Annotated in this window: 21 protein-coding genes; 19 read left to right on the top strand and 2 right to left on the bottom strand. The window is 31.1% G+C overall.

What is annotated here, in order from left to right; all coding sequences use genetic code 11:
• Positions 1-6: 6 nt before the first annotated feature.
• From HHL23_RS13605 to HHL23_RS13555, 11 genes are all read left to right on the top strand, one after another.
• Positions 7-1491 carry a hypothetical protein gene (locus tag HHL23_RS13605; protein ID WP_169235339.1) on the top strand — a complete coding sequence of 495 codons (1485 nt, stop codon included), beginning with the start codon at positions 7-9 and terminating at the stop codon, positions 1489-1491.
• 298 nt (positions 1492-1789) lie between these two features.
• Complete coding sequence (locus tag HHL23_RS13600) at positions 1790-2395, top strand: hypothetical protein (protein ID WP_169235338.1); 606 nt, start codon at positions 1790-1792, stop codon at positions 2393-2395.
• Positions 2396-2598: 203 nt separating this feature from the next.
• Positions 2599-4062, top strand: coding sequence for a helix-turn-helix transcriptional regulator (locus tag HHL23_RS13595; protein ID WP_169235337.1), 1464 nt, complete (start codon positions 2599-2601; stop codon positions 4060-4062).
• Positions 4063-4406: 344 nt separating this feature from the next.
• Positions 4407-5315 (top strand): hypothetical protein, encoded by a 909-nt coding sequence (locus tag HHL23_RS13590; protein ID WP_169235336.1) that lies wholly within the window; start codon positions 4407-4409, stop codon positions 5313-5315.
• 2 nt (positions 5316-5317) lie between these two features.
• Positions 5318-6178, top strand: coding sequence for a hypothetical protein (locus HHL23_RS13585; RefSeq protein ID WP_169235335.1), 861 nt, complete (start codon positions 5318-5320; stop codon positions 6176-6178).
• A 1-nt stretch (position 6179) separates the two neighbouring features.
• Positions 6180-7022, top strand: coding sequence for a hypothetical protein (locus tag HHL23_RS13580; RefSeq protein WP_169235334.1), 843 nt, complete (start codon positions 6180-6182; stop codon positions 7020-7022).
• Positions 7023-7990: 968 nt separating this feature from the next.
• Complete coding sequence (locus HHL23_RS13575; RefSeq protein ID WP_169235333.1) at positions 7991-8497, top strand: hypothetical protein; 507 nt, start codon at positions 7991-7993, stop codon at positions 8495-8497.
• Between the two features lie 303 nt (positions 8498-8800).
• On the top strand, positions 8801-10249 hold the full coding sequence (locus HHL23_RS13570) for a hypothetical protein (protein ID WP_169235332.1): 1449 nt from the start codon (positions 8801-8803) through the stop codon (positions 10247-10249).
• Between the two features lie 95 nt (positions 10250-10344).
• Positions 10345-10980 carry a hypothetical protein gene (locus HHL23_RS13565; RefSeq protein ID WP_169235331.1) on the top strand — a complete coding sequence of 212 codons (636 nt, stop codon included), beginning with the start codon at positions 10345-10347 and terminating at the stop codon, positions 10978-10980.
• A 9-nt stretch (positions 10981-10989) separates the two neighbouring features.
• Positions 10990-11421: a transposase gene (locus HHL23_RS13560; RefSeq protein WP_169235330.1), complete on the top strand. Its 432-nt coding sequence runs from the start codon at positions 10990-10992 to the stop codon at positions 11419-11421.
• 28 nt (positions 11422-11449) lie between these two features.
• Complete coding sequence (locus HHL23_RS13555; protein WP_169235329.1) at positions 11450-11776, top strand: helix-turn-helix domain-containing protein; 327 nt, start codon at positions 11450-11452, stop codon at positions 11774-11776.
• A gap of 100 nt (positions 11777-11876) precedes the next feature.
• Here HHL23_RS13555 and HHL23_RS13550 read toward each other — a convergent pair whose 3' ends face one another.
• The gene (locus HHL23_RS13550; protein ID WP_169235328.1) at positions 11877-12635 is read right to left on the bottom strand and encodes an IS5 family transposase; all 759 of its coding nucleotides are present in this window, start codon (positions 12633-12635) and stop codon (positions 11877-11879) included.
• A gap of 112 nt (positions 12636-12747) precedes the next feature.
• Here HHL23_RS13550 and HHL23_RS13545 point away from each other — a divergent pair, with 112 nt between their 5' ends.
• Entirely contained in the window at positions 12748-14070 is a 1323-nt protein-coding gene (locus HHL23_RS13545; protein ID WP_169235327.1) for a caspase family protein, read from the top strand.
• A 272-nt stretch (positions 14071-14342) separates the two neighbouring features.
• Entirely contained in the window at positions 14343-15269 is a 927-nt protein-coding gene (locus HHL23_RS13540; RefSeq protein WP_169235326.1) for a hypothetical protein, read from the top strand.
• A gap of 244 nt (positions 15270-15513) precedes the next feature.
• Here the strand turns inward: HHL23_RS13540 and HHL23_RS13535 are convergent, their stop codons facing one another.
• On the bottom strand, positions 15514-17010 hold the full coding sequence (locus HHL23_RS13535; RefSeq protein WP_169235325.1) for a DNA/RNA helicase domain-containing protein: 1497 nt from the start codon (positions 17008-17010) through the stop codon (positions 15514-15516).
• Between the two features lie 151 nt (positions 17011-17161).
• Between HHL23_RS13535 and HHL23_RS13530 the strand changes: the two genes are divergently transcribed.
• From HHL23_RS13530 to HHL23_RS13505, 6 genes are all read left to right on the top strand, one after another.
• Positions 17162-18229, top strand: a complete 1068-nt coding sequence (locus tag HHL23_RS13530) for a DUF3800 domain-containing protein (RefSeq protein WP_169235324.1) — start codon at positions 17162-17164, stop codon at positions 18227-18229.
• Positions 18230-18425: 196 nt separating this feature from the next.
• Positions 18426-19262 (top strand): hypothetical protein, encoded by an 837-nt coding sequence (locus tag HHL23_RS13525; RefSeq protein WP_169235323.1) that lies wholly within the window; start codon positions 18426-18428, stop codon positions 19260-19262.
• Positions 19263-19349: 87 nt separating this feature from the next.
• The gene (locus HHL23_RS13520) at positions 19350-19709 is read left to right on the top strand and encodes a helix-turn-helix domain-containing protein (protein WP_169235322.1); all 360 of its coding nucleotides are present in this window, start codon (positions 19350-19352) and stop codon (positions 19707-19709) included.
• Positions 19710-19819: 110 nt separating this feature from the next.
• Positions 19820-20146, top strand: a complete 327-nt coding sequence (locus tag HHL23_RS13515; RefSeq protein ID WP_169235321.1) for a hypothetical protein — start codon at positions 19820-19822, stop codon at positions 20144-20146.
• Positions 20147-20232: 86 nt separating this feature from the next.
• A complete protein-coding gene (locus HHL23_RS13510; RefSeq protein ID WP_169235320.1) occupies positions 20233-21915 on the top strand; it encodes a DUF262 domain-containing protein in 1683 nt (560 codons plus the stop codon).
• A gap of 477 nt (positions 21916-22392) precedes the next feature.
• Positions 22393-22863, top strand: a complete 471-nt coding sequence (locus HHL23_RS13505) for a PH domain-containing protein (protein ID WP_169235319.1) — start codon at positions 22393-22395, stop codon at positions 22861-22863.
• Positions 22864-23026 lie beyond the last annotated feature (163 nt).

The raw sequence follows: 23026 nt of genomic DNA, 5'->3' as shown, positions 1-23026 counted from the left end.
ATACAGATGAGTATAAAAAAATTACTTTTATTCCTGGTTTTATCCAGTAATCTTTATTTTTCCCAAAATAGAGAAAAGATTCAGGAAATTGATAGTCTGATCAATTTAGCCGACCAAAACATCGATGTAGATTTCGATAAGACTCTCCTATTTGCCGAAAAAGCAATTACAAAGGCAAAGAAAGAAAACGATCCCGAAAGAATTACCAAAGCATATTTCTATGCAGCCAAATCTCTTGTTTTTTTCCGAAGGCTTGAAAAAAGCACTCAATACATTGAAGAAGGCCTAAGGGTAAATGCGCTTACAAATGATGTCCTTCTGAAATCATTGTTTTTAAGTTTGAAGGGATCATATTATAGTAGAATGTCTTTGTTTGAGGAATCATTTCAGAGCAAGCAGAAGGCTTTAAAATTAATCGAACTAAACCATGATCTAGAATCTCAACTTTTAATTGCTGATTTATACATTAGTTTCGCAGATTACTACACTGATACGAATGATTTTGAATCTGCACATCTGTATGCTGACAAATCAATAGATGCCATTGAGAAAATCCCTGAGCAAAAATACCTTTCTGCTAAAAAAATTTTCAGAGAAAAACCGTTCATTTATTTTTATAAAAGTTGGATCTTATTGCAAGAAAAGAGACCCGACGAAGCATTACCTTTCATTCAGAAGGCATATAATAATGCAATACTAGAAAAGTATAATTACATGGCACTTTTCTATGAGATTTACGGTGACTATTATTTCCAGACTCAAGCTCATCCAAAAGCAATAGAATACTATCTAAAAACTGTAGATAATAAGGAAAAATTTCATCAGAATCACGCACTCGTTGATTCTAAAATTGCAGCATCATATAAGGCATTGGGAGATTATAAAAATATGTCTTTATACTCTGAGAGAGCTGGAATTAGACTTGAAACTGACCGCAAAGATGATTTGGAATTTGTGCAAAATGAATTCAATCAAACATTAAAAAAAGAGAAAACTGACAAAATAAATCTACAAAAGAAAAATTTCTACACTATTCTATTGGTAATCTTCATTAGTGTTTTATTATTAATTATCGTTTTACTTCGGTCTCGCAAAATCAGGAAAAGAAAAAGAAAAATAATTCAAGAACAAGAATATCTGCTTTCTGAAAAAAAAATTGAAATAAAGGAAAGAGAAATAGAAATAGAAAAGTTGCAAAAAGATACTTTCGAAGAAGTTCTTCAATTAGCAAAGCAAAATGATCCTGCTTTTTTGGCGAGATTCCAAGAGGTTTATCCTGAGTTTTGTAATAATATTTTAGAATTGCAACCCGACATTTTAACTTCAGAATTAATTTTGTGTGCTTATCTGAAACTAAATTTTTCTACCAAAGATATTGCTACTTATACTTTTGTCACCGCAAAAGCAATACAAAACCGTAAGAATAGAATCAGAAAAAGACTGAATATCCCTTCAGATGCTGACATCTATATATGGATAAATGATTTATAACTAATTGATTTTATTTAATTTACAACTATGTGGTATCTAAATGGTAGCTGATTTTATTGGTGTTGAAAATAACTATCCTTCCTTTGTTTACGAAAAAAAATCATAGATATAAATGATGAATGTTCCTCATAAACATAAATAAGATAAACATGAAAAATAAAATTACTTCTTTTGCTTTATTATTATTTTCAACTTTATTTTTTACACAAGATAGGCATAAGTACAACAAATCCTCAAGCCAAGCTGCACATCAATAATACAGGAGTTACTGCTCAAGCATCGGCATTAAGGATAGAAGGTGAAATTCAAGTACAGTCTTCTGCAATTACTCCCACTTTATAGAAAACTCCTACTCAATGCTAATAAGGATGTAGTTTCTGTACCTGCTGATGCGGTATCTTTTAAACTGTTAGCAGGATTTACACCTTCAACAGATACGGGAATAGCATATACGACGGCTGATCTGGGAAATGAAATTCGTCGAGTTTTATTTAACAGTGTTAAATATGCGGCTACGGCAGGTTCATTTAATGCCACAACAGGAATTTTCACAGTTGGTGAAACAGGTTTTTTTAAAATTGAAGTAGGATTACTCGTTAGGAATGCAAACAGTATCGGTGCAGGCATTTCTCCTATGCGTTTAGGAGTATCTGTAGCTAATGAAACAAATTTCCAAAATGGAAATGCAAGTTTTGCTTTTCTGACACAAAGACTTAATCAAAGTACAGGTTCTAATATTCCTGATTGTATTCAGGTGTCCGGGGTAATTTATCTTAATGCAGGAGCACAGATTGCAGTAGGAACAAGATACATGGATCCAACTGCGTGGCCTATAAATACTGAATTGATTAATTATAAAAGAGAAAATGTGAATTACTTAACAATCACATATTTGACGCAGTAATATTTTATATGAAAGAATGATAATATATACACCGGATAAAATGATTTCTATGCGGTGTATTTGTTAAATGAAAAAATTAAAGATACATGCGTTAGCAATCCATATTTGAATAAGATCAAAAAGCATCAACAGATATTAATTTGATATAAAACTATTTATTTGCTGTCCTATGTGGAGAAACAAAATTTATTAAAAACAAATGAATGAAATTTTTATTAACACAAAGATTAAAAATTAACAATTCGCTATTTTGCATCCTCTTCTATTTTTATTCTTCATTTATTTTCTCTCAAAATAATTATAAGCAGATTGATTTATTGTTATCCAAAGCAAAAAAAGAATCAAGAGATTTTCAATTTGAGAAAAGCAATTCTCTTAGCAAACAAGCTCTATATTTGTCAAAAAAAAATAATTACAAAAAGGGAATTTGTGAAAGTTACTATAATATCGCATATTATTTATGCAACATTGGTAAATATGATGAAAGCTTTAAATACCTCGATATTCTTGAAAAAGATTATAATGATATTGTAAGAAAAGATCTGTTACTTAATAGAAACGTTATCGATTTAAAAGGCAGAAATTATCTTGCTTTGGGCTTTATCGAAAATGCAAAAACAGAGTTTAAAAAGGAACTTGAAATTGCAGATTTGCGGATGGATAAAGAAGATATTTATAGAGATAAAATATCTGCTTACATTCAGCTTCAGGCATCAAGTGAAGAAGCAGACAGCATGTATTATTACCTATGCAAAACTCTTCCGTATTATAATAAAATTAAAAATAAAGAAGATTATTTTTATATTTATTCCAGCTTAGCAGATTACCATATTACGGAAACCAAAAGCTTAGACTCTGCGTTCTATCATAACAACAGATCATTAAAGATTAGTTTACAATATAATGATTCATTTCTATATGTTGTTTATCTCCAAAAAGCAGATATTCTATTTCTAAAAAAGAATTACAAGGAATCTCTGAAATATGCAGAAATTGCCCTAAAAGAATCCATAGCTAAAAATAGGACAGAGCAGGTTTTGGCTGCGTATAGGATCATTGCAGACAATCAGCACTTCTTAAAGAATACAGCAGAAGAGTTAAAAAACCGTAACGAATATGTCCGCATTAACGACAGTATGACCTTTGTGCGAAATAAGGGAAAGGAAACTTATACACAAAAGCTTGTTAATGAAAAAGAACAAAATATTTCAGAAACCAAAAGAATATTTTTCTGGGCCTCCTGTTTTATTTTAGTGTTTATTATTCTTGGGATACTTTGGTTTTTGTATTCCTTTAAAAAGCTGAAGCATAGAAAAAGAAACATTATCAATACTAGGGAGAAAGAAATAGATTCACTTAGAACCAAATTAAAAGGAGATTCTCGTGAGGATCTCATTATATTGGCACAAACTAATTCTCCTGATTTTCTTTTAAGTTTCAAAGAAGTGTATCCAGAATTTATAGATAGGATAACTTCTATTACTCCTGATCTAATAACTTCAGAATTAGTTTTTTGCGCTTATCTGAAACTAAATTTTTCTACCAAAGATATTGCTACCTACACTTTTGTCACCGCAAAGGCTATCCAAAATCGTAAGAATAGAATCAGAAAAAGGTTGAATATCCCTTCAGATGCTGATATCTATATATGGATAAATGATTTATAACTAATTGATTTGCTTTAATTTATAATTATGTGGTATCTAAATGGTAGCTGATTTTATTGCTGTTGGAAATAACTATCCTTTCTTTCCGAAAACAAAACACAATAAACAAATGATTTATTATAACAACCTTAAGAATAATATATTTTATAATACCTAGTTATATAAAAACCAAATTTTATTCCACGTCAATTTATCAATGCCTAAAAACACCAATTTGGAATTATTTGTATTAATTTCATGGCAACTGGTAATATGATTATAGATTTATAATAGAGACATTTGTTTAGATAAAATTTTTTGAACACAAAAATTTTGAATTATTTAATTATTTAAACAAATAAATGATGAAAAAAAGTTTAATTGCGATCTTAGCTATTAATTTATGCTATGCACAAAATGTAGGAATTAACACTTCTACACCAGATCCTTCTGCAATTTTGGAACTGAATGCCGATCCTCCAGAAGGCTCCTTAATAACAGGTAAAAAAGGCTTTCTACCCCCTAGGGTTGGGCTCAGCGGAATCAATGATATTACCACAATTCCAAATCCAGCGAACGGTGTTTTAGTATTTAATACGGTAACTCAAGGCGTAGATCCCAATCAGGTTTTTGCTAATAATTTCTATTATTGGAATGGAACTAATTGGGAAGGACTTGCCTATACGAGCCTGGTAGAAGAAGCTGTAAAACCTAGAGTTTTTTACATTGAAAGCAATGGAAATCAAACCTTTACAAGCGCAGATATGAACATTGCTACCGGAATACCAAGCGACAACCTTGTCACTTTTACTATACCGATGATTAATGTGAAAAATATCATTACTTTCAATAGTGCAAATTCTACTTTTACAGCAAATGTCACAGGTTTATATGAGTTTTCCTCATTTGTTAACTATAATCCTATGGCTACAACAACGGGCGTTCCTTCTAACAGCTATCAGAAAAGAGCTTTTCTAAATCTTAAAATCCAGAAGTCCATCAACAATGGAACGACCTGGACCAATGAAATAGGATCGAGAACAGCTTGGGGTGAGGATGGAGCCGGTGAACTAAAAACAGCCATTCTACTCGGAACTCCATTAAGATTAAATCAGGGAGACCAAATAAGAATGGTGATTAGCAACCCCTTCAATTCCAGTGGGTCAAATGACCATTGTGGTGCAGGTAACTGTTACATTGCAGCCGATCCCGCTAATAATATCCCTACTTCTAAAGGACTTATAATAAGCTTATTGGATTTTAATATCAATTAATTATGAAATATCTAAAAATAAAAATACTTCTGAATATTTTCGCCTCGCAAATGCTCTTTTCGCAGGTGGGCATTGGAACAAGTACTCCCAATAATTCTGCTGTTCTGGATCTTGATGTATCAAGTTTGGCAGCCAATAATAAAAAAGGCGTTCTTTTGCCCCGCGTAGCTCTTCAAAATAATGCAGACATTACTACAATTCAGAGTCCGGTAGCAGGACTCACTGTTTATAACACAACAGCTAATGGTTCAGGTATCTCTGCGGTAGTTGCCAATACCTTTTATTATTGGAATGGTACAAATTGGATCAATCTTTCTAATATTACAGAGATAAAAAGAGAGCTTTTGCCCCAAGTATTCTTTCTTGCTGAGGGAAATAATGGTGTTACAACGCCCCAACTCCCTGTCTCTGGTGCTGACAATATAAATACTGCGCCCGTACTAGTCGATTTTTCTGTTGGGTCTATTGTCTTGAACTCAGAAAATAATATATCTCTTTTGAATGAAAATAACTTCATGATCAACAATTCCGGTAATTACCAGATTTCTGGATATCTGGGTTATAATCCCGCAATTTCAGTTTTAACATCAGCAACTAATATGGAATTTACTATTCAAATCTCTACCGACAATGGAACAACTTGGTCAAACATTGCCAAAACAGTAGGTGTCTGGGGAAATGGAACGACGGCAAATAACAAAACCAATAACATCCCTCCGCTTGTAGTTGGCCTTAATAAAAACAATTTAATCCGATGTACAGTACTTAAAACTTCAGGGACTAATCATAGTGCGTCCGCAACAATAAGTTCTGCAACAGGTTTAAGCTATGGTAAAGTTTTAAAAATTCAAAAATTAGATTAAGATGAGAAAAATTATATCAATCGTATGTTTTATAACGGTACACTCTCTTGTTGGGCAAGTTGGAATTGGAACCACAAGCCCTAATGCTTCTGCTATTTTGGACATGGATGTAACATCCATTACACCAAAAAAAGGCTTTCTTTTGCCAAGAGTAAGTCTGTTGGATCGTAACGATAACAGCACTATCGCTTCACCCGCCACAGGACTCTTGGTATACAGCAAGACTACTTCCGGAATTGGTAATGATCTGATAAAAGAAAACTCTATGGTTGTTTGGAAAAATAATTTCTGGGAAAGCATCAGTAATCTGCCTGAGATAAAAATGCTAAAAGTTCCTATACTGTATGTACTGACATCTAAGGATCAACAGAATTTCAGTCCTGCAGAATTAGGCGCTGTTAACTCTGGATCCCCTGTGGTTATTAGCTGGGTAGCTGGAGACGTGTTTATAGATAACCCAGATGATATGCAGCTGACAGGAAATCAAGTAAGGTTCTTAACAGATTCTTACTATCAAATTTCTGGTGCAGTCAATTTTAAACCAATGGTAAGCACAACAGGAAATAGCACCAAAGTGATTATTGCGCTGCAGTCCTCAACGGATGGTATCACATGGAGCAATCTTTTCAGCAATGCAACACCTGTGGAAAAAAATGCAGCAGACAAAACTCAAAGTATCGCTTTCGAAAAATTTATCCATCACTTTTTGGCGAATGAACTTCTGAGATTTGTGATTTACAAACCAAATACAGCTAATCCCTTTGCAGCAAATTCTGGGATCATCGTTAATGTCCCCGGAAGTGATATAACAAAAACTTTTAGGATTGTGAGAATTCAGCAATAAGATAAAAAAAATTGTAATAAAAAGTTAAAGATTAATATTCTTTAACTTTTTATTACAATTTTTTTCATTATAGCCATGCAATAGCAATGGCAAAATAGCTATCGGAAAGAGTGAACTGAGCAAAATACAACCAGCTAATACAGTAACCAACCCAAGTATATCTTTAGCGTTTTACGATAATACAAAAGGTTTGGTTTTACCTTGGACATCCACATGTAGCATACAATAATACCACGGAAGCAGGTTATAGAGGAATGCAGTAAACTGTTGAGGATTGTATTTATTATTCTCGAGAAACTTTGGTTTCTGTATTCCTTTAAAAAACTAAAGCACACAGAAAGAAACATTATCAATACTAAGGAAAAAGAAATAGATTCCCTTCGAACAAAATTAGAAATAGATTCTCATGAGAATCTCATTATATTGGCCAAAAAAATTCACCTGATTTTCTTTTAAGTTTCAAGGAAGTGTACCCCGACTTTATAGATAAAATAACTTCTATTAATCCTGACTTAATAACTTCAGAATTAATTTTTTGTGCTTATCTGAAACTAAATTTTTCTACCAAAGATATGGCTACCTGTACTTTTGTCACCGCAAAAGCAATACAAAACCGGAAGAATAGAATCAGAAAAAGACTGAATATCCCTTCAGATGCTGACATCTATATATGGATAAATGATTTATAACTAATTGATTTGCTTTAATTTATAATTATGTGGTAGCTAAATGGTAGCTTATTTTATTGCTGTTTGAAATAAGTATCCTTCCTTTCCGAAAACAAAACACAGTTAATAAACACAAATTTTATATACCCGGGTCATAGTATCTCCCCCAGCTAGTATGGTCTTTTTTATTACTGCGAAGATTCTATTTTGTTGATGAACTAAAAAATATGTTTACCACACTTACATCAAGCTTATTTCATTCTCTCAATTCATTCTCTCAATTCATTATTGAGAAGAATTGTGATACTACAGTTTTTTTTCTTTTTCATTCCTACGAATGCACAAACTATTATTACAGGGTTAGAGTATATTGTAGTTAAGGATGAGGCAGTGATGTACATAGATAATGTAGCATTACCTCCAAACTTCTCGAAAGTAGACCACGACCACGGTAGTAATAGCTCCGCAAATAATTCAATACCGAGGATTGGCAAGCTAAAAAACACGAATTTTCCAAAAGCTTCCAGAAACAAAAAAAGAAGACTCCAAGCAAAAGACGATTCATCCGCAAAGATCGAAGTTACCTATAAACCTCAAGAAAGTGGCACTTCTATTTCTGTAGCTTCTAATCATCAAATAATTGCTTTGAACTCGCATTCCCAATTGAAAGTTATGGGAGTCATTGAGGATACAAAATATAATTATTTCCAAATTTTATGGTATAATAGAAAAATATCTGAAAAGACAAACTTTTTTGCAGAGCAGTACATTTGTTATAAGCCCTCCCGTGCACCACCATTCAGCTGATAAAAAGGCTAACGTTTCACTTTTTGAGATAAATGTATTTCTAAAAAATTTACTTTCAGAAAATGCATTTAAAGAATATAATCTCGTCAGTATTTTACTGATGACGCATCTCTCCTACTCCTATCCGAACCAATAATATCATTTAAGTTAGGTTGAAAAGTAGGTTGGAATACTAGCCAAAATTGCCCTTATTCTAAATTATTCTCGGTAAGACTACTCCAATTTGGAGCTAATAGAATTCCAGAATTTTTATTAACAATAATCTCTTTATCTACAAATGAGATCCACTAAAAACATAAACAAATGAAAAACATACCTATTTTTTTGAATATCAGATTGCTAGTATTCATTTTCTGCCTATTTTCATTTTCCGTCGTTTCTGCTCAGGATTCTGACGGAGATGGGATTCTGAATTCAATTGATTTAGACGACGATAACGACGGTATTTCAGATACGGCGGAAGGCTATTGCGACACTCAGGCTGTTTATAGTCTGAATTTAGCTTCAACATTAGCCGGGGCTACGATTGCTGCAAATGGCGGGACTTTCAACTTGGTCTACACGCTGACATCTGGTACAGCTGTGCCATCCTTGGGAAACACCTTTACTGTTCCTTTCTCGTATTCTGATTTTAATAATTCTGTTAATGCGCAGAATCATACTTGGGCAGCATTCAGTCTTGGCGCAACCAGGTTTATGATAGAACCGAACGCAACTTCTCTTTACACTGGGTTACCAGCCAATAATACGACGCAAGAAGATCACAGTGGTGCAACACCAAATTCACCTGATGGCTGGTTCAGATATTTTCTCAATACAAATAGAATCAGTCAGTTAGGAACCTTTACCACAACCATTGGTAGTTTACCTGCTGTATCTGCTTTATCGTCTTACAGCAGTAATACAGGTTTGGATTTATTTTCTGTTTTTAACGTTTCAGGGGGTTCACTTCTCGACAGTGGGTTTTATGCAAAAATGCAGCTTCAAAACACCACAAATACAGGTGGCACGGCAACTACATTACCATTATCAGTAAATTATGGTAACACGTACATTTGGGATTATACTGCATTTACAAATACAGCGGGCTCAGGAGCTAACTCAGCCGGCAGGGGGCTTATCAGTATTTCTCAGAATACAATCACATACTGTAACCACAAAGACACAGACGGTGACGGGATTCCGGATTATTTAGATTTGGACTCAGACGGCGACGGTTGTTTTGATGCCATTGAAGGGGATGAAAATGTAACTGCAACACAATTGAATGCCAATGGAAGTATTAATATTGGTACTACCGGAGGTATAGGAACTACTTTCAATGTCAATTCAGGTGTGCCTAATTTAGTTAATAGCGGTGGTACAGCTGATATTGGTGGAGATGTAGGACAAGGAATTGGGAGCTCTATTGATGCTACAGTCAATACTTGTTTTTGTTTCAAACCAGGAGTTTTAGATGCAGCTAACACCTACCCCACTAAACACGGTATTACAGCATTAGGAAGAGCCGGAGCAGAAAACGAAAACTGGCCAATGGTAAGACAAAGTGCCTGGACAGTTTTAGAATCTAAAGAAAAAGGGTTTGTAGTAAACAGAGTTGCTACAACAGCTGGTTTAGCAAGCATTACCAATCCTGTAGAAGGAATGATGGTGTATGATGAGCAGGCAGACTGTTTGAAAATCTATACCCTAAAATCCGGAGATACTGTAATGGCGTGGCATTGTTTCACAACGCAAGCTTGTCCTGATTAATCTTATTCTAAAATAAAAATTGGGGCGGAGAAATGCTTTAGAAAAAACAACCGCCTCAATATTTTAATATTAACAACGTAAAAAAAACAGCTCAAATGAAAAAAATAGTTCTAATTATAACAGTATTCAGTTCTGCTATAGCAATGGCACAAATAGCTATCGGAAAGAGCGAACTGAGTAAAATACAACCAGCTAATACAGTGACCAACCCAAGTATATCTTTAGAGTTTTACGATAATGCAGATAATACCAAAGGCTTGGTTTTACCTTGGACATCTACTGTCATTAACCAACCTATAGCTTACAACAGTACAACCGAAGCAGGTTATAGAGGAATGCAGGGAACAGTGGTAGATGGCACTATAATTTTTGATCTTTCGGATAAGAAAGTAAAATATATGAAAAATGGAACTTGGTCTGCATTAACAGGTGCTTTGCCACTTATCGCGGGTGCAACTACTTACAGTAGCTTCAATGCTGTCGACAGCTCTTTGCAGGATAGCAAAAAAGAAGGTGCTAGTGCAAAAGCAGCGATAGGAGGCAATAGCACGACAGACACTACTGCTGGAATTTTGGTACTCACAGATGCGAATCGTGCAATGGTACTTCCGAAAGTTGCAAGCCCACATCTCAACATCAAAAACCCAACACCGGGTTTAATGGCATATGACACTACAAAAAAACAGCTCGCCGTATACAATGGTACTGTTTGGTCTTTTTGGAAACCGTAATTTAAAAAGATGAACTTCAAAGATATTCATATTGGAAATTTAATTTACCAAAAGGTTGCAGAATGCGGGATAGAAATATCCCGTATCTGTAATTTTTTAAATAGTTCCGAAGAAGAAGTTTTAAAAATGTATGACTCAAAAAGCTTAGATTCTGAAGTTTTACTTCGCTGGAGTAAATTATTAGAATATGATTTTTTCAGAATTTATAATCAACATCTGATATTATATGCGCCACAGGGAAATACAAAATATAATGTTGTATCTAATGGAAATCGATCTTCGCTTCCCCAGTTTAAGAAAAACATCTATACGAAAGAAATGATAGAATTTATTTTGGAAAAAATAGAGAAAGGAGGAATGACAAAACTTCAGGTCATAAACGAATATAAAATTCCAAAAACAACTTTGTACAAATGGATAGACAAATACAGAACTACCTAGAGCCTTAATTATACTGGAAAAAATACACATGATACAACAAAAGCCTGATTACAATCGTATCTATAGCGATATACTAACTGAGAAATTGCCTCATTTGAAAGAAAAGTACAGCATATTATTAAATAAGAAAGATTTATCCGTGCTGGATGTTTTAGAGATCAATAAAAAAATATTTGGAATCCCTACAAAAGATACTGAGCAATTCAATCAGCAGCATCATTCATATAACAAATCTGATATTTTTGAAATATTAAATTACCAAAAAAGAAATCAACTTAATAATTCTCAGTTGGCTAAACATTTTAAACTCAGCCGGAATACCGTAACTAAGTGGAAAAAAATGTTTTTAATATAGCTGTATAATATTGACTTCACAAATGTATTAAATTAAAAAGTTTAGGTACAAAGCTGTAATGAATCTACGATTTAACATATACAAAATACTTAGAGCCTGTTTAAATTTTGTTCAATACTATTTTTATAGCTGATAGTTTGACCATATTTTCAGAATTTTCCATTAGCAATTCATAATTTCGGCAAAGTCTTCTGTCATTATCAAACCAAGAAAAAGTTCTTTCAATAATCCATCTTTTGTGTATAGGCTTAAAGAGTTTTTCTTTATGATCGGACCGTAAAACAACCTGAATAATGTAGCCAAACTTATCTTTTATTTCTTCAATAATATTTCCTCTATAGCCTCCATCTGCTAAAATCACCGTAATTGGAATCAAAAGATATTGCAATGTTCTCATGAATAACAAAGCAGCTTTACTATCGTGAAAATTGGCTACACTTACCATTACGGCTAACAAAAATCCATTTTTATCTACCACAACATGCCTTTTTATTCCTTTTACCTTCTTATTCCCATCAAACCCATTAAGGGAACGATTATTTCCCCAGCGCACACTCTGACTGTCTATAATTCCTAAACTTGCTTCTGCATTTTGGCCTCTCTTTACTCGTACCTTCTCTCTTAAATTACACAGAAGTAAATCGAAGAGTTCTAAATTTGACCATTTAGAGTAGTAATAGTAGACCAATTGCCATTTGGGATAATTCGAGGGGAGCATTCGCCACTGGCAGCCTGTTTTTACGATATAATAAATGGCATTCCAGATGATACATAAATCATATTTTCGCTTTCTATCATCAAAATCAAGCGTTTTTTTTATAAATTGCCACTGAGTAAGAGTTAAGTCCGTTGGATACATCAATTTTTTTGTTTTGCAGCTCTAAATTGACGTTTTTAAGCCAATGAGTAACCCTTACTCTTTTTTTATAACGTTTTTAAACAGGCTCTAATAATTTCATAAAACTTAAACGATGAATAAAAATGCTATGAAAAAACTAAGCCTCTGTATAGGAATAAATAACTACGATTTTTTTGAGAATTTGAGTAATTGTGAAAATGATGCTTCTGATTTATCAGATATACTTACAAAATTTGGTTTCGAATCCAAATTACTTTTAAATCTAACTCAAGATGAAATCATAAGAGCATTAAGAGAATTTAAATTGCAAATTTCTGAAAATGATATTTCATTAATCTTTTTTGCAGGTCATGGATTAAAAGTTGAGACAGATAATTTTCTTGTCCCAAAAGATGCAAATATTGAATATGTAGAAGAAATTCCTTATAAGTGTATTAATGCGGAGGACCTATTAATTTCAAATAAACCAGCAAATAACAATCTTCACATTATTATACTAGATGCATGCAGGAATAATAAATTTCCAAGTGTTATCAATTCAAGAGGTCATGAAATCGGACTTAATAGAATTTCTGCGCCATTAGGAACTTTAATTTCTTTTGCTACTAGCCCTGGAACTAATTCACTTGAAAATACAGGAGAAAGAAATAGCTATTTTACTAAAGCACTATTAGAAGAAATTGTTAAACCAAACCTGACAATTGAGCAAGTATTTAGAAACACAAGAACAAAAGTAATGGATTATACAAATGGACGTCAAGTTCCATGGGAAGAGTCATCATTGCATGGTGAGGATTTTGTATTTTTAAAAGTTAACTCTATAGAGATTGAACTTGACAAGATAATAAACAGATGGCTAACTTCAGCAGAACCTATCGATTTTTATGAAATTAATAATTTGTTTGATGATGCTAAAGTCAAAAATATTTATTCGCCTGAGAAACTACAATTACTATTCACCCTTTTTGATATTGGGTTTGAAAGGGAAAGAATAAAAATTGTACCAAGCACTATCGACCAAGATTATTACACTACCAAGAGAGTGGATTTAATATTTCCAATATTAAGTGAGTTATTTATAAAAAATTTGAAAATTAATCCCGGCAAATTAGATTTGGAGAAAATTGAAATAATTGACGAAATTAATTATGGGTTTAATTTTCTGTGGACACCTGATGAAAGTTTTCCTCAAATTATGGCCAATAATATAATTGTTAATGACAAACAAGGTCTTCTAAGCGTCTTTGTAACGTCTGACGGAAAGCAACATATAGTAAGTCCAATCATTTTTATGAAAAACCAACAGCCGCTAACTTTTCATAATTATGGACTATTAGTAAATTCTGAAGCCGAGAGTTTTTTAGAAAACTATTTTAACAAAAGAGAGCATTTAGAAAAAAAATCTGGTGAGTTAGAAAAATTTAAATGGGATTGAAACTACTCATAATAACACTTTATATGTAAGATATAATATGAAAAAAAATGAAAAATATTTTTATTCAGTATCAGCGACATTTAACATATAAAATGGTACAACTATTTATATTAGTCTCAAAAAACGATTAAATGGAAGCACCTATATGAAGAAAATAAAAAATGGATTGTGAGAAATTTCAAAAAATACTAATTTCCGGTTAGCTCTAAATTACTATTTAAAGAGCAGAAAACGAGGGATTAGTAAGATCAATAATAAAATTAAAATAACAAATGATTTTTCCAAAAGCAAAAAAAATAGCCAAAGACCTTGGCTGGCATAAAACAAACGACAGCGTATTTGGACTTTACAAAGGGTACTTTTTCAACGTTTCGGACGCAAGTTTAATCACCACTCCTCAATTCAAATTGGTAACGGCGACCACCGGCAATATAACAGAAGAACAAAAGCTACAAATCAAAACAGAATTAAACCTCAACAAAAGAAAATTAAAGTTTACCCTCTTTGAAATTAGCGACAATGGGATTTTTTTTAAGTTCACTGAAAATGTAACTCTTACTCAACTTAAGACTGTTTATTCTTTGTTCGACTTTTTGGTTGACCTGTTCAAAAAACTAAACATATCAGAGCAAAACAAATGTCATAACTGTGGGAGAGATCAAAGAATCAACTATTACGACCTTAACGATACAAGTATCATACTTTGTGATACCTGTTTCAGCCAAGAGGATCATAGATTCTATGAAATTGAAAAAGAAAGAATTTCAAAAGAAAAAAATTATTTAACAGGATTTTTAGGTGCACTTATTTTTTCAGTTCCGGGAATTATACTTTGGATTTTGTGTGCAGTATATTTTGAAAGACTTGCCTCTGGAATGGCATTTGTTATTGCATTCCTCGGAATTTTAGGCTATGATTATTTCAAAGGACGGCATGGAAAACTGACAAAGTATATTATTGTTCTTACAAACATTGTAAGCATCATTATTGCCAACATCATGACTGTCATTACTTTATTGGTAAAACAGGGTTTTACTATAAATCATGCAATTCAGGAGTTTCAAACCAATGAAACAGCAAAAGACTTCTTTTATCAGAGTATTATTATTTCTTTTCTATTGGCATTACTTGTATGGATTTGGCTATTGTTTATAATGAAAGACAAAAAATTAAATATAAAACTTGCAGATAAATTTTAGAAGTAAAAGCTTTGGCTATAATAATAGCTCTAAAAAAAGATAAAAAATACATTATTATGGAATTTAGTAAACAAGAGATTTTAGATTTTAATTAATCTCAAAAAATGATCCCGATTATTGTCTTTGAAATCAATAGCTCATACAGCGTCAAATGATGTTCATCTAACTCATTTATGGATTTTAGTAAATTAATGGTAATTCTCATTTTAAAATACCTGATAAGATAAGTAATATCATCTTTAATTTAGCTCAGACTATTTTTTTGAATATTTAAAATTTGTAGACATCTATTCATTACTTCGATATTATTTACTACTACAACTTTAATTTTGTTTCTTGCTCTCGTTATATTTTGGTACAGCATAAGGCCAGGATCATAAAAACATTTTTTTGTATATACTAAAGAATCATTTCTATATTTGAAATCTTGGTCTACAACAACTATCACCTTATCAAATTCTTGACCTATTACGCTATGAGTTTTTGTTGAAACTTGTGGATTATGATAATTTTCATATTGATGAGTATTGTATAGTGAAGGTGTATAATTTATTACTGTCCAATCTCCCACAATATCACTTGCCATAAATGCTTTAGTTTGCTCCATATTACTTAGATATACTAACTCTACAGATTCATACTGATATTGTTCAATTAGCCTTGTCCTTTCAAATAAAGATTTTATAAATGCACTAATCTCCTTATTAGTTCTTACTTTAGAAGTTAAGGTATATATTTCCGGTGAAGTTTTAGTTTGAATAAGTTCCGGTATATTATTACTTTTCTCTGAGGACTGAAGGACTTGTTTTTCATCATACGAAAAAATTACAATAGCATGATTTTGCCTAGCATAGTCAATAATCTGTTCTAATTGAGCTTTTCTTACTCTTTGGGTTTCGTCTATTATAATAACCTGAATTTCTTGACGGGTTATTTGTGAATAGTTTTTAATAGAAATAATGTTCCAATTATAATCGTTAATAAGTTTAATTTGTCCTTCATTTAGATTTGCACAATGTACTATTACAGTATTTTTATTCTTAGAAAAATATTCTGCTAGATCATATATTAATAAGGTTTTACCTGAGCCTGGCTGACCTTTAACAACAATAAATTGTTTGTTATCAGTCTCAATATTTTTAATTATTTTCTTCTTAAATTGGTCTTGTTCAGTGGTTAAAAAGTATTCTTTATTAATAAATTTTTCGGTAGAATTAAATGGAGAAACTAAGAAATCAGAAGGGTTAAAGATTGTTGATAAGTCAATATCTGTATCTACAGTTTCCTGATTTAGTAAGATAATTATTTTTGAAGCTTCTATTAAATATAACTCATCATTATCATTTAAAGCATAAAACTTGTTTTCACTTGAAATATAAGTAAATAAATACAGTGTCAAATTCAAAAATTTCAAATAATATTTGTTTTTTATTAGCTGATCTCTAATTTTATCAAAAGTACTTTCAGATTTTAATTCTATGTTTATAATTGATTTTACTCCAAAACGTAATAAATCAAATTCTTTTCCTATTTGAGGAATCACGAAGCTAAATGAAAAGTATTCAAATGCTCTGTATTTCGCTGTTCCTGGAGTCAATAAAGCGTTAATACATTTTACTAAATCTGAGAGCTCATTAGTTTTAATTTTTATAGAATGAAATTTCAAATAAGCCAAAAACGTATCTTTATCAAAATCTAAGTTCGCTCTGAACAAACTGTATAAATTAGTTTTTTGTAACATGTTAATAATATAAACTGTTTAAAATTCTATAAAAAATAGTTTTGAAAAAGTAAGCAATTTTAGTTAATTATTAAAATAGGTGAATTGTGTAAAATCACAAAAGGAATTTGGGAAAATTATATTACTTTAAAGTCTCAAAAAAACAATAACTATGAGAAAAATTTTTTTTGATGAAGCTGGTAATACTGGAGCGGATCTTCTCAATCCAGAGCAAAAAGTGTTTACACTATGCTCGAATATATTTACCGAAAATGAAGCTTCTGAATTAGCATCCGTTTTTAAGAACACAAAGGAATTACATTTTGTTAAGCTCAAAAAATCTCAAGCTGGTAGAAGGTCTATTGTCAAAATGCTAAATCATGATTTAATATGTGAAAATAAAATAATTATTTTTATCGTCGACAAAGAATTTGCAACTGTGGCACAAATAGTAAATCATCTGATAGAAACATTTTATTATCATTTAGGAACCGACATTCATAAAAATAATGATCAAGTAAAATTTGCTAACATGATTTATTTTTTTGGAAAGTACGAATGGGACAAAGGGCTTTATGAAGAACTTCTCAATTCTTTTATCGAAATGTTTAGGCTTAAGACCCCAATCTCAATTTATAATTTTTATGAAGTCATTCATAATCTTTATGAAGTTGTTAATGATGATGATAAGGCACTTATAGGACCTATTCTTGGAAGTCAGACTTATATTGAAGAAATTTTAAGTCCTGTTGACAAATTTTCACTTGATGTTACTTTAAGTACATTTTTAGTATTGTGTGATTCGTGGTATAATAAGCTTAATGAGCAATTTGATGTTATTTGTGATAATTCAAAGCAGCTAGAGCATTATATGAGCTATATTGACTTTGCTAGAGAAATGGATGTTCCTATACAAAACGTAGGATTTGGATCAAGAAAAATGACTTTTCCCCTTCAAATTAACAATATAAAGTTGTCAGACTCTGAGGATGAATTTAATATACAAATCTCTGATATAATTGCAAGCTCAATCTCCTTTTCACAGAACAACAAAAACCCAAAATATCAAGCATTCGTAAATCAAATAAAAGAATCAAAAATTTTCCGCTTAAATAATACCCATCCCCTCTTTCCATCGCATCCTAATGAAATTAAACAAGATGTTTCAGATGGTCAAAATATTTTAGATTTCTTGGCAACACAAAGTATTATACAAATGAGAAAGGAAAAAAAACTGTAAATTTCGAATAAAAGTGTTCATGAATTTAAAAAATATGAATTAATTTTCTAATATTGATTGTCTCAAAAAACGATAAAATCATAAAAATAAATTTTAAATTAGTATCATCAATAGCTTTGCGAAAGTTATATAAACAGATTTACGCAATACGTAAATTTGGAAGTTAGGCGATATGCTAAAAAACAAACTGTCATAAATGAGTAATTGTTGGATTTGTGGAGAATTAGCTAATTCTAAAGAACATAAATTTAAAGCATCTGATATCAAAAGAGCACTTGGAAAAAAATTTGAAGCCTATTTATTTAATGGTAAAAATGTCCAGTCATTTACTTCATACAAAGATGATTTAATACAATTTCCAAAAGCAATTTGTATTGATTGTAATAATAATAAAACTCGAAAACATGATGATGCTTACGACGAATTTGTTAAATACGCATATACTAATCAACAGAAAATATTGAGAGACAGAATAATAGACTTTCAAGATGTTTACGGTGATGAACTTTGGCTCGAAAAAAAAATAGATTTATATAGATATTATGCAAAACACGCTGGATGTAAAGTTTTTACATCTGAATTTGAATTTGATTTAACTAATGTATCCAAGTTCATTTTAGGAAAAGACGTTTGCAGAGATTTTGTGTTAAAATTTGAATTAAAGCAAGCGATTGAGATTTTGATAAAAGTTACGAATGAAATGGGTAAATATACCCATTTGTATAATTCAGAAACAATAGCATATAATGTAGGAAATGAACTGATTTTTGGAGGATGGACAACAAACAATTTTATCACTTCGAATTGGGTAATTGGAAAAGATATATCCGATGAAGATTATTTAAGAATGTATCAAGAAAAAGAATCGGTTCTACTTACTGATTCTAAGTTTCCAATTACAAATCAAAATGATAATAATAAATTTTCTAAAATAGGTTTTATGAATGACATTCACATAAAATATGAAAATGGTTATAACAATACTCCAGAAAATAAAATCAATTTTTTTGAAAGATTAATTGAAAACAATTAACATATCGCCAATACTTTTTCAGTTATCTATTGGGCAAAAATAATCTCACAAAACGATATTAACTGAAATCAATTTAAAAACACATAAATGAAAAAAGAGAAATTACGTAAAATCAGAAAAGAAAAAGGAATAACCCAGCAACAATTGGCAGACCTTATTTCAACGGAGGTTTCTAATTTCAGCAGAAAGGAAAGCGGAAATGTGAGTATAACTCCTAGAGAATGGCAGAAAATTGCCGATTATATGAATGTTTCTGTAGATCAAATTTATGAAGATGATTATGAATCAGGTGGTGTCGAAGTAGAAAATGTAAATCCACAGTATATATTAAAGGAAAATACACTTCTGACAAGTTATAAAGATGAGAATTTCTACAAAATTATTATTCAAGATTTACAAGATTACATAACATATTTAAAAGCAGAGATTAAGAGGTTAAAAAAATAGAATTGTTTCAAACTGAAAAACAACTTTCACTTTTTTAAGTAGAAAATAAATAATCTCAAAAAACGATAAAAAATAAATAATATTCAAATATCTATTTTATAAAAACTATTATGAATTTAAATCTCATTACGTTTATTTCAGAATATAATCGACTAAAAATGATTAGTATTCACGAGCCTTTGGAGATGCTTAAAAAGCTTTCACAAAATCACAATGATGAAATACATATCGCAAGGCTAATTTACCGGTCAGAAATTATTAACTTCGATACAGATTTTTTTGAAAAAGCTGTTGCTGCAACAAATTTTAATTTGGATGAAATTCTTAAAAATACTAATGGTTTAGAGATGACTATGAAAGATTTTTTAACCTTTATTGCAATTCAAGTTGGCGAAGAAGTAGCAAGATTTTATGATAAAGAAGTTGACAAAATATAAGTTTGGAAAAAAGGAAAGAAGAAATTCATAAATCTCAAAAAACGATCCAGGCACGTAACCACTAAACAACAGCATTAAAATTCAATATGTCAATAACAAAAAGTCAGACAGAAAAAATTGGCTCTATCTTCAATGGAAATAGATTTATTATTCCAACATATCAACGTAAATATAGCTGGACAGATACGGAAAGAAAAGCGTTATGGCAAGACATTGAAGAAAGTATAAAAGACAAAATGAACCATTTTGTTGGAACACTTTCATTCAAAGAAAATAAATCTATTGGATTATCAACTGACACAGTATATGAAATCATTGATGGACAACAACGCATAACTACAATATTCATATTACTAAAAGTTCTTATTGACAAAATTTCAGACGAAGATGTTAAAAAAAGTCAATTATTAGCATTTATTGGTAGTCACAATAACTTAAAACTTCAACCACTTGGAATTGATGGAGAGTTTTTAAATCAACTTCTTTTTGAACCTGAAACATTAGATGCAGAAAAAATAAACAAGAGAAGTCAAAGATTTATGTTTTCGGCAAAGAAATTATTCACTGCATTTTCAAACTCTTTGACAGCTACTGAAATTGAACAACGAATAATTTTTATTCGTGATAATATTGAAGTTTTGGTTTTTAATGTTGAGAGCCAAGCACAGGCCGTTAAAATGTTTTCAATCATAAACGACAGAGGTTTACCGTTACGAATTTTAGATAAAACTAAAAGTATTTTAATGCTTTATTCAACACTACATTTAAAAGAAGAACTTAACGACAATATAAATAATAGTTTTGAAAAAATATTTGACTCTTATGATGACCTTTTAGTCAGCAGAGACAAATTAGGAATATTGGGAAGACTTGAAGAAAATACAATTTTTACCCAACATTACTATTCTTCAAGAAAATTATTCTCATCAACTTGGAACAACAGAGACGGTGCTGACACAATATTTGATAATCTAAAAGTAAAATGCGAAGAACTAAAAGAACGACCAGACGAATTGAAACTTTTTGTTTCAGAATATTTAGAAGATTTTGAAAAGTTTGCTGTTAGTTACTCAAACCTAATCAAAGAAGTTGAAACAAAAGATATTTATCAAAACCCATTTAGATATTTGGAGTTTACAGCAACTTTATATCCTTTATTAGTAAGACTTTATATGCAAGGTAAACTTGATGAATTATTAACAATCTTGGAAACTATTGAAGTTAGAGTCTACAAATTAAGAGGAACAAACCCTATTGCAGATATGTATTGGTTAAGTTCTCATATTTCTGAACACAATTTAACTGTTGAAGAGATTAAAAGACATCTAATAGGATTCAGTGAAAAATTTGTAAACAATTACGTTTTTAGAACCTACCTTGACGGAGCTATTTATGCAAACGGTGCGGTAAAATATATACTTTCAGAATATAGCAATGATAATCATGACATTGAAACTTACAAAGACTATCAAGTAGAACACATATTTAGTAAAGATCCAAATTATGATGCAACTTCATATGGATTTGCAGACGATTACGATTATGAAAAAAATAGATTAGGAAATCTTTCCCTTTTAGAGAAAGGATTAAATATCGGATTAGGAAATCTTCCGCCAATAAACAAAGTTGACGGCTATTTAAAATCAACAAATACAGAAATAACAAATTTAGCAGGACAAATACAAAGAGGAAATTTTGATAAAACAAACGTAGATAACCGAAGAAAAGAAATTGTAGATTTTTGCATTTTACGTTTTAATTTGGATTAATGAAAATAGAAACTAAAAAGACCAAAAAAATCACTGGAAGGCAACAAGGGGTGTGGGGAGAAACTGCAATGTTCAACAGTTGTAATTCTATTGAACTTTTTGTAAAAAAAAATGAACGAAAGTGCTCCGATTTGTAAACCATATCAAAGCCCCGAAACGTTTGTAGCAAGTGTAGAGAAAGACGGATTTATTTAGACAAAAAGATTAATCTCAAAAAACTATACTAAGCGCATTAGTTAATGCATTAGGATCTGTCTAAATTAATAATAAAATGAAAATTTAAAAATATGGGCTGGAAAATATTTGTAACTTTTATCAAAGATGCTGGAAATATTGTCTATTAATGAATGAAGTTGTTTAAAGTTTCCTAATAAAAATAAAAATAGAAACAAAAGCTAAGCTAAACTTATCATTAGTTGGTTTTTCATTGTTTTTCACTAAATTGGGATAATTTTAATTTAAGAAAAGTTTTTAATTATGAAAGACTTACTTACTGATTTCAAAACATCTTCCGAATCTATAAATTATGAAGCGAGAGTCCACTGGATTTCCTATGTTATTCCTGTTTTCTTTACAGTAATTGGTTCTGTGGGAGTTCTCTATTTTTTATTGCTCGGATACAAATTTATGTTAGGATTTATGGGCATTATTTCCCTGTTTCTAATTTTTCTTTTCATTAAAGGTATCATCAAAATAATCCGGAATAAAAACACAAAAATTTACGTTACGGATAATCATCTTTCTTTTTCCACGGGGATATTAGGAAAAACACTTTCCGATCTTTCATTAAATAAGCTTGAAGGAATGCAATTACAACAAAGCTTTTTAGGTAAAACATTAAATTTCGGAACCTTGGTTGTTACTACCGGGGGAATGACTCATTCATATTTCATTGAAAATCCAATGGAGTTAAGAAGTGCCTTACTCCATTCTCAAAAAGCAGTCTGATTAAAAGTATAGTTTATTTAATCTGGAATTAATTGCAATAAATTAATCCCGCAATCTCTTTTCAAAAACATGCCCTGCTAAAATTCGGCTATGTTTTTGAAATGTGGTTGCACCGCTTTCCGCAAAATGCGTTTCCGACCAAAAAGGAAGGAAATGCATTTTT

It is taken from the genome of Chryseobacterium antibioticum, from assembly GCF_012927325.1.
Classification (GTDB): domain Bacteria; phylum Bacteroidota; class Bacteroidia; order Flavobacteriales; family Weeksellaceae; genus Chryseobacterium; species Chryseobacterium antibioticum.
The sequence above is the reverse complement of the archived record's forward strand: the minus strand, read 5'-3'. Positions and strand labels throughout refer to the sequence as shown.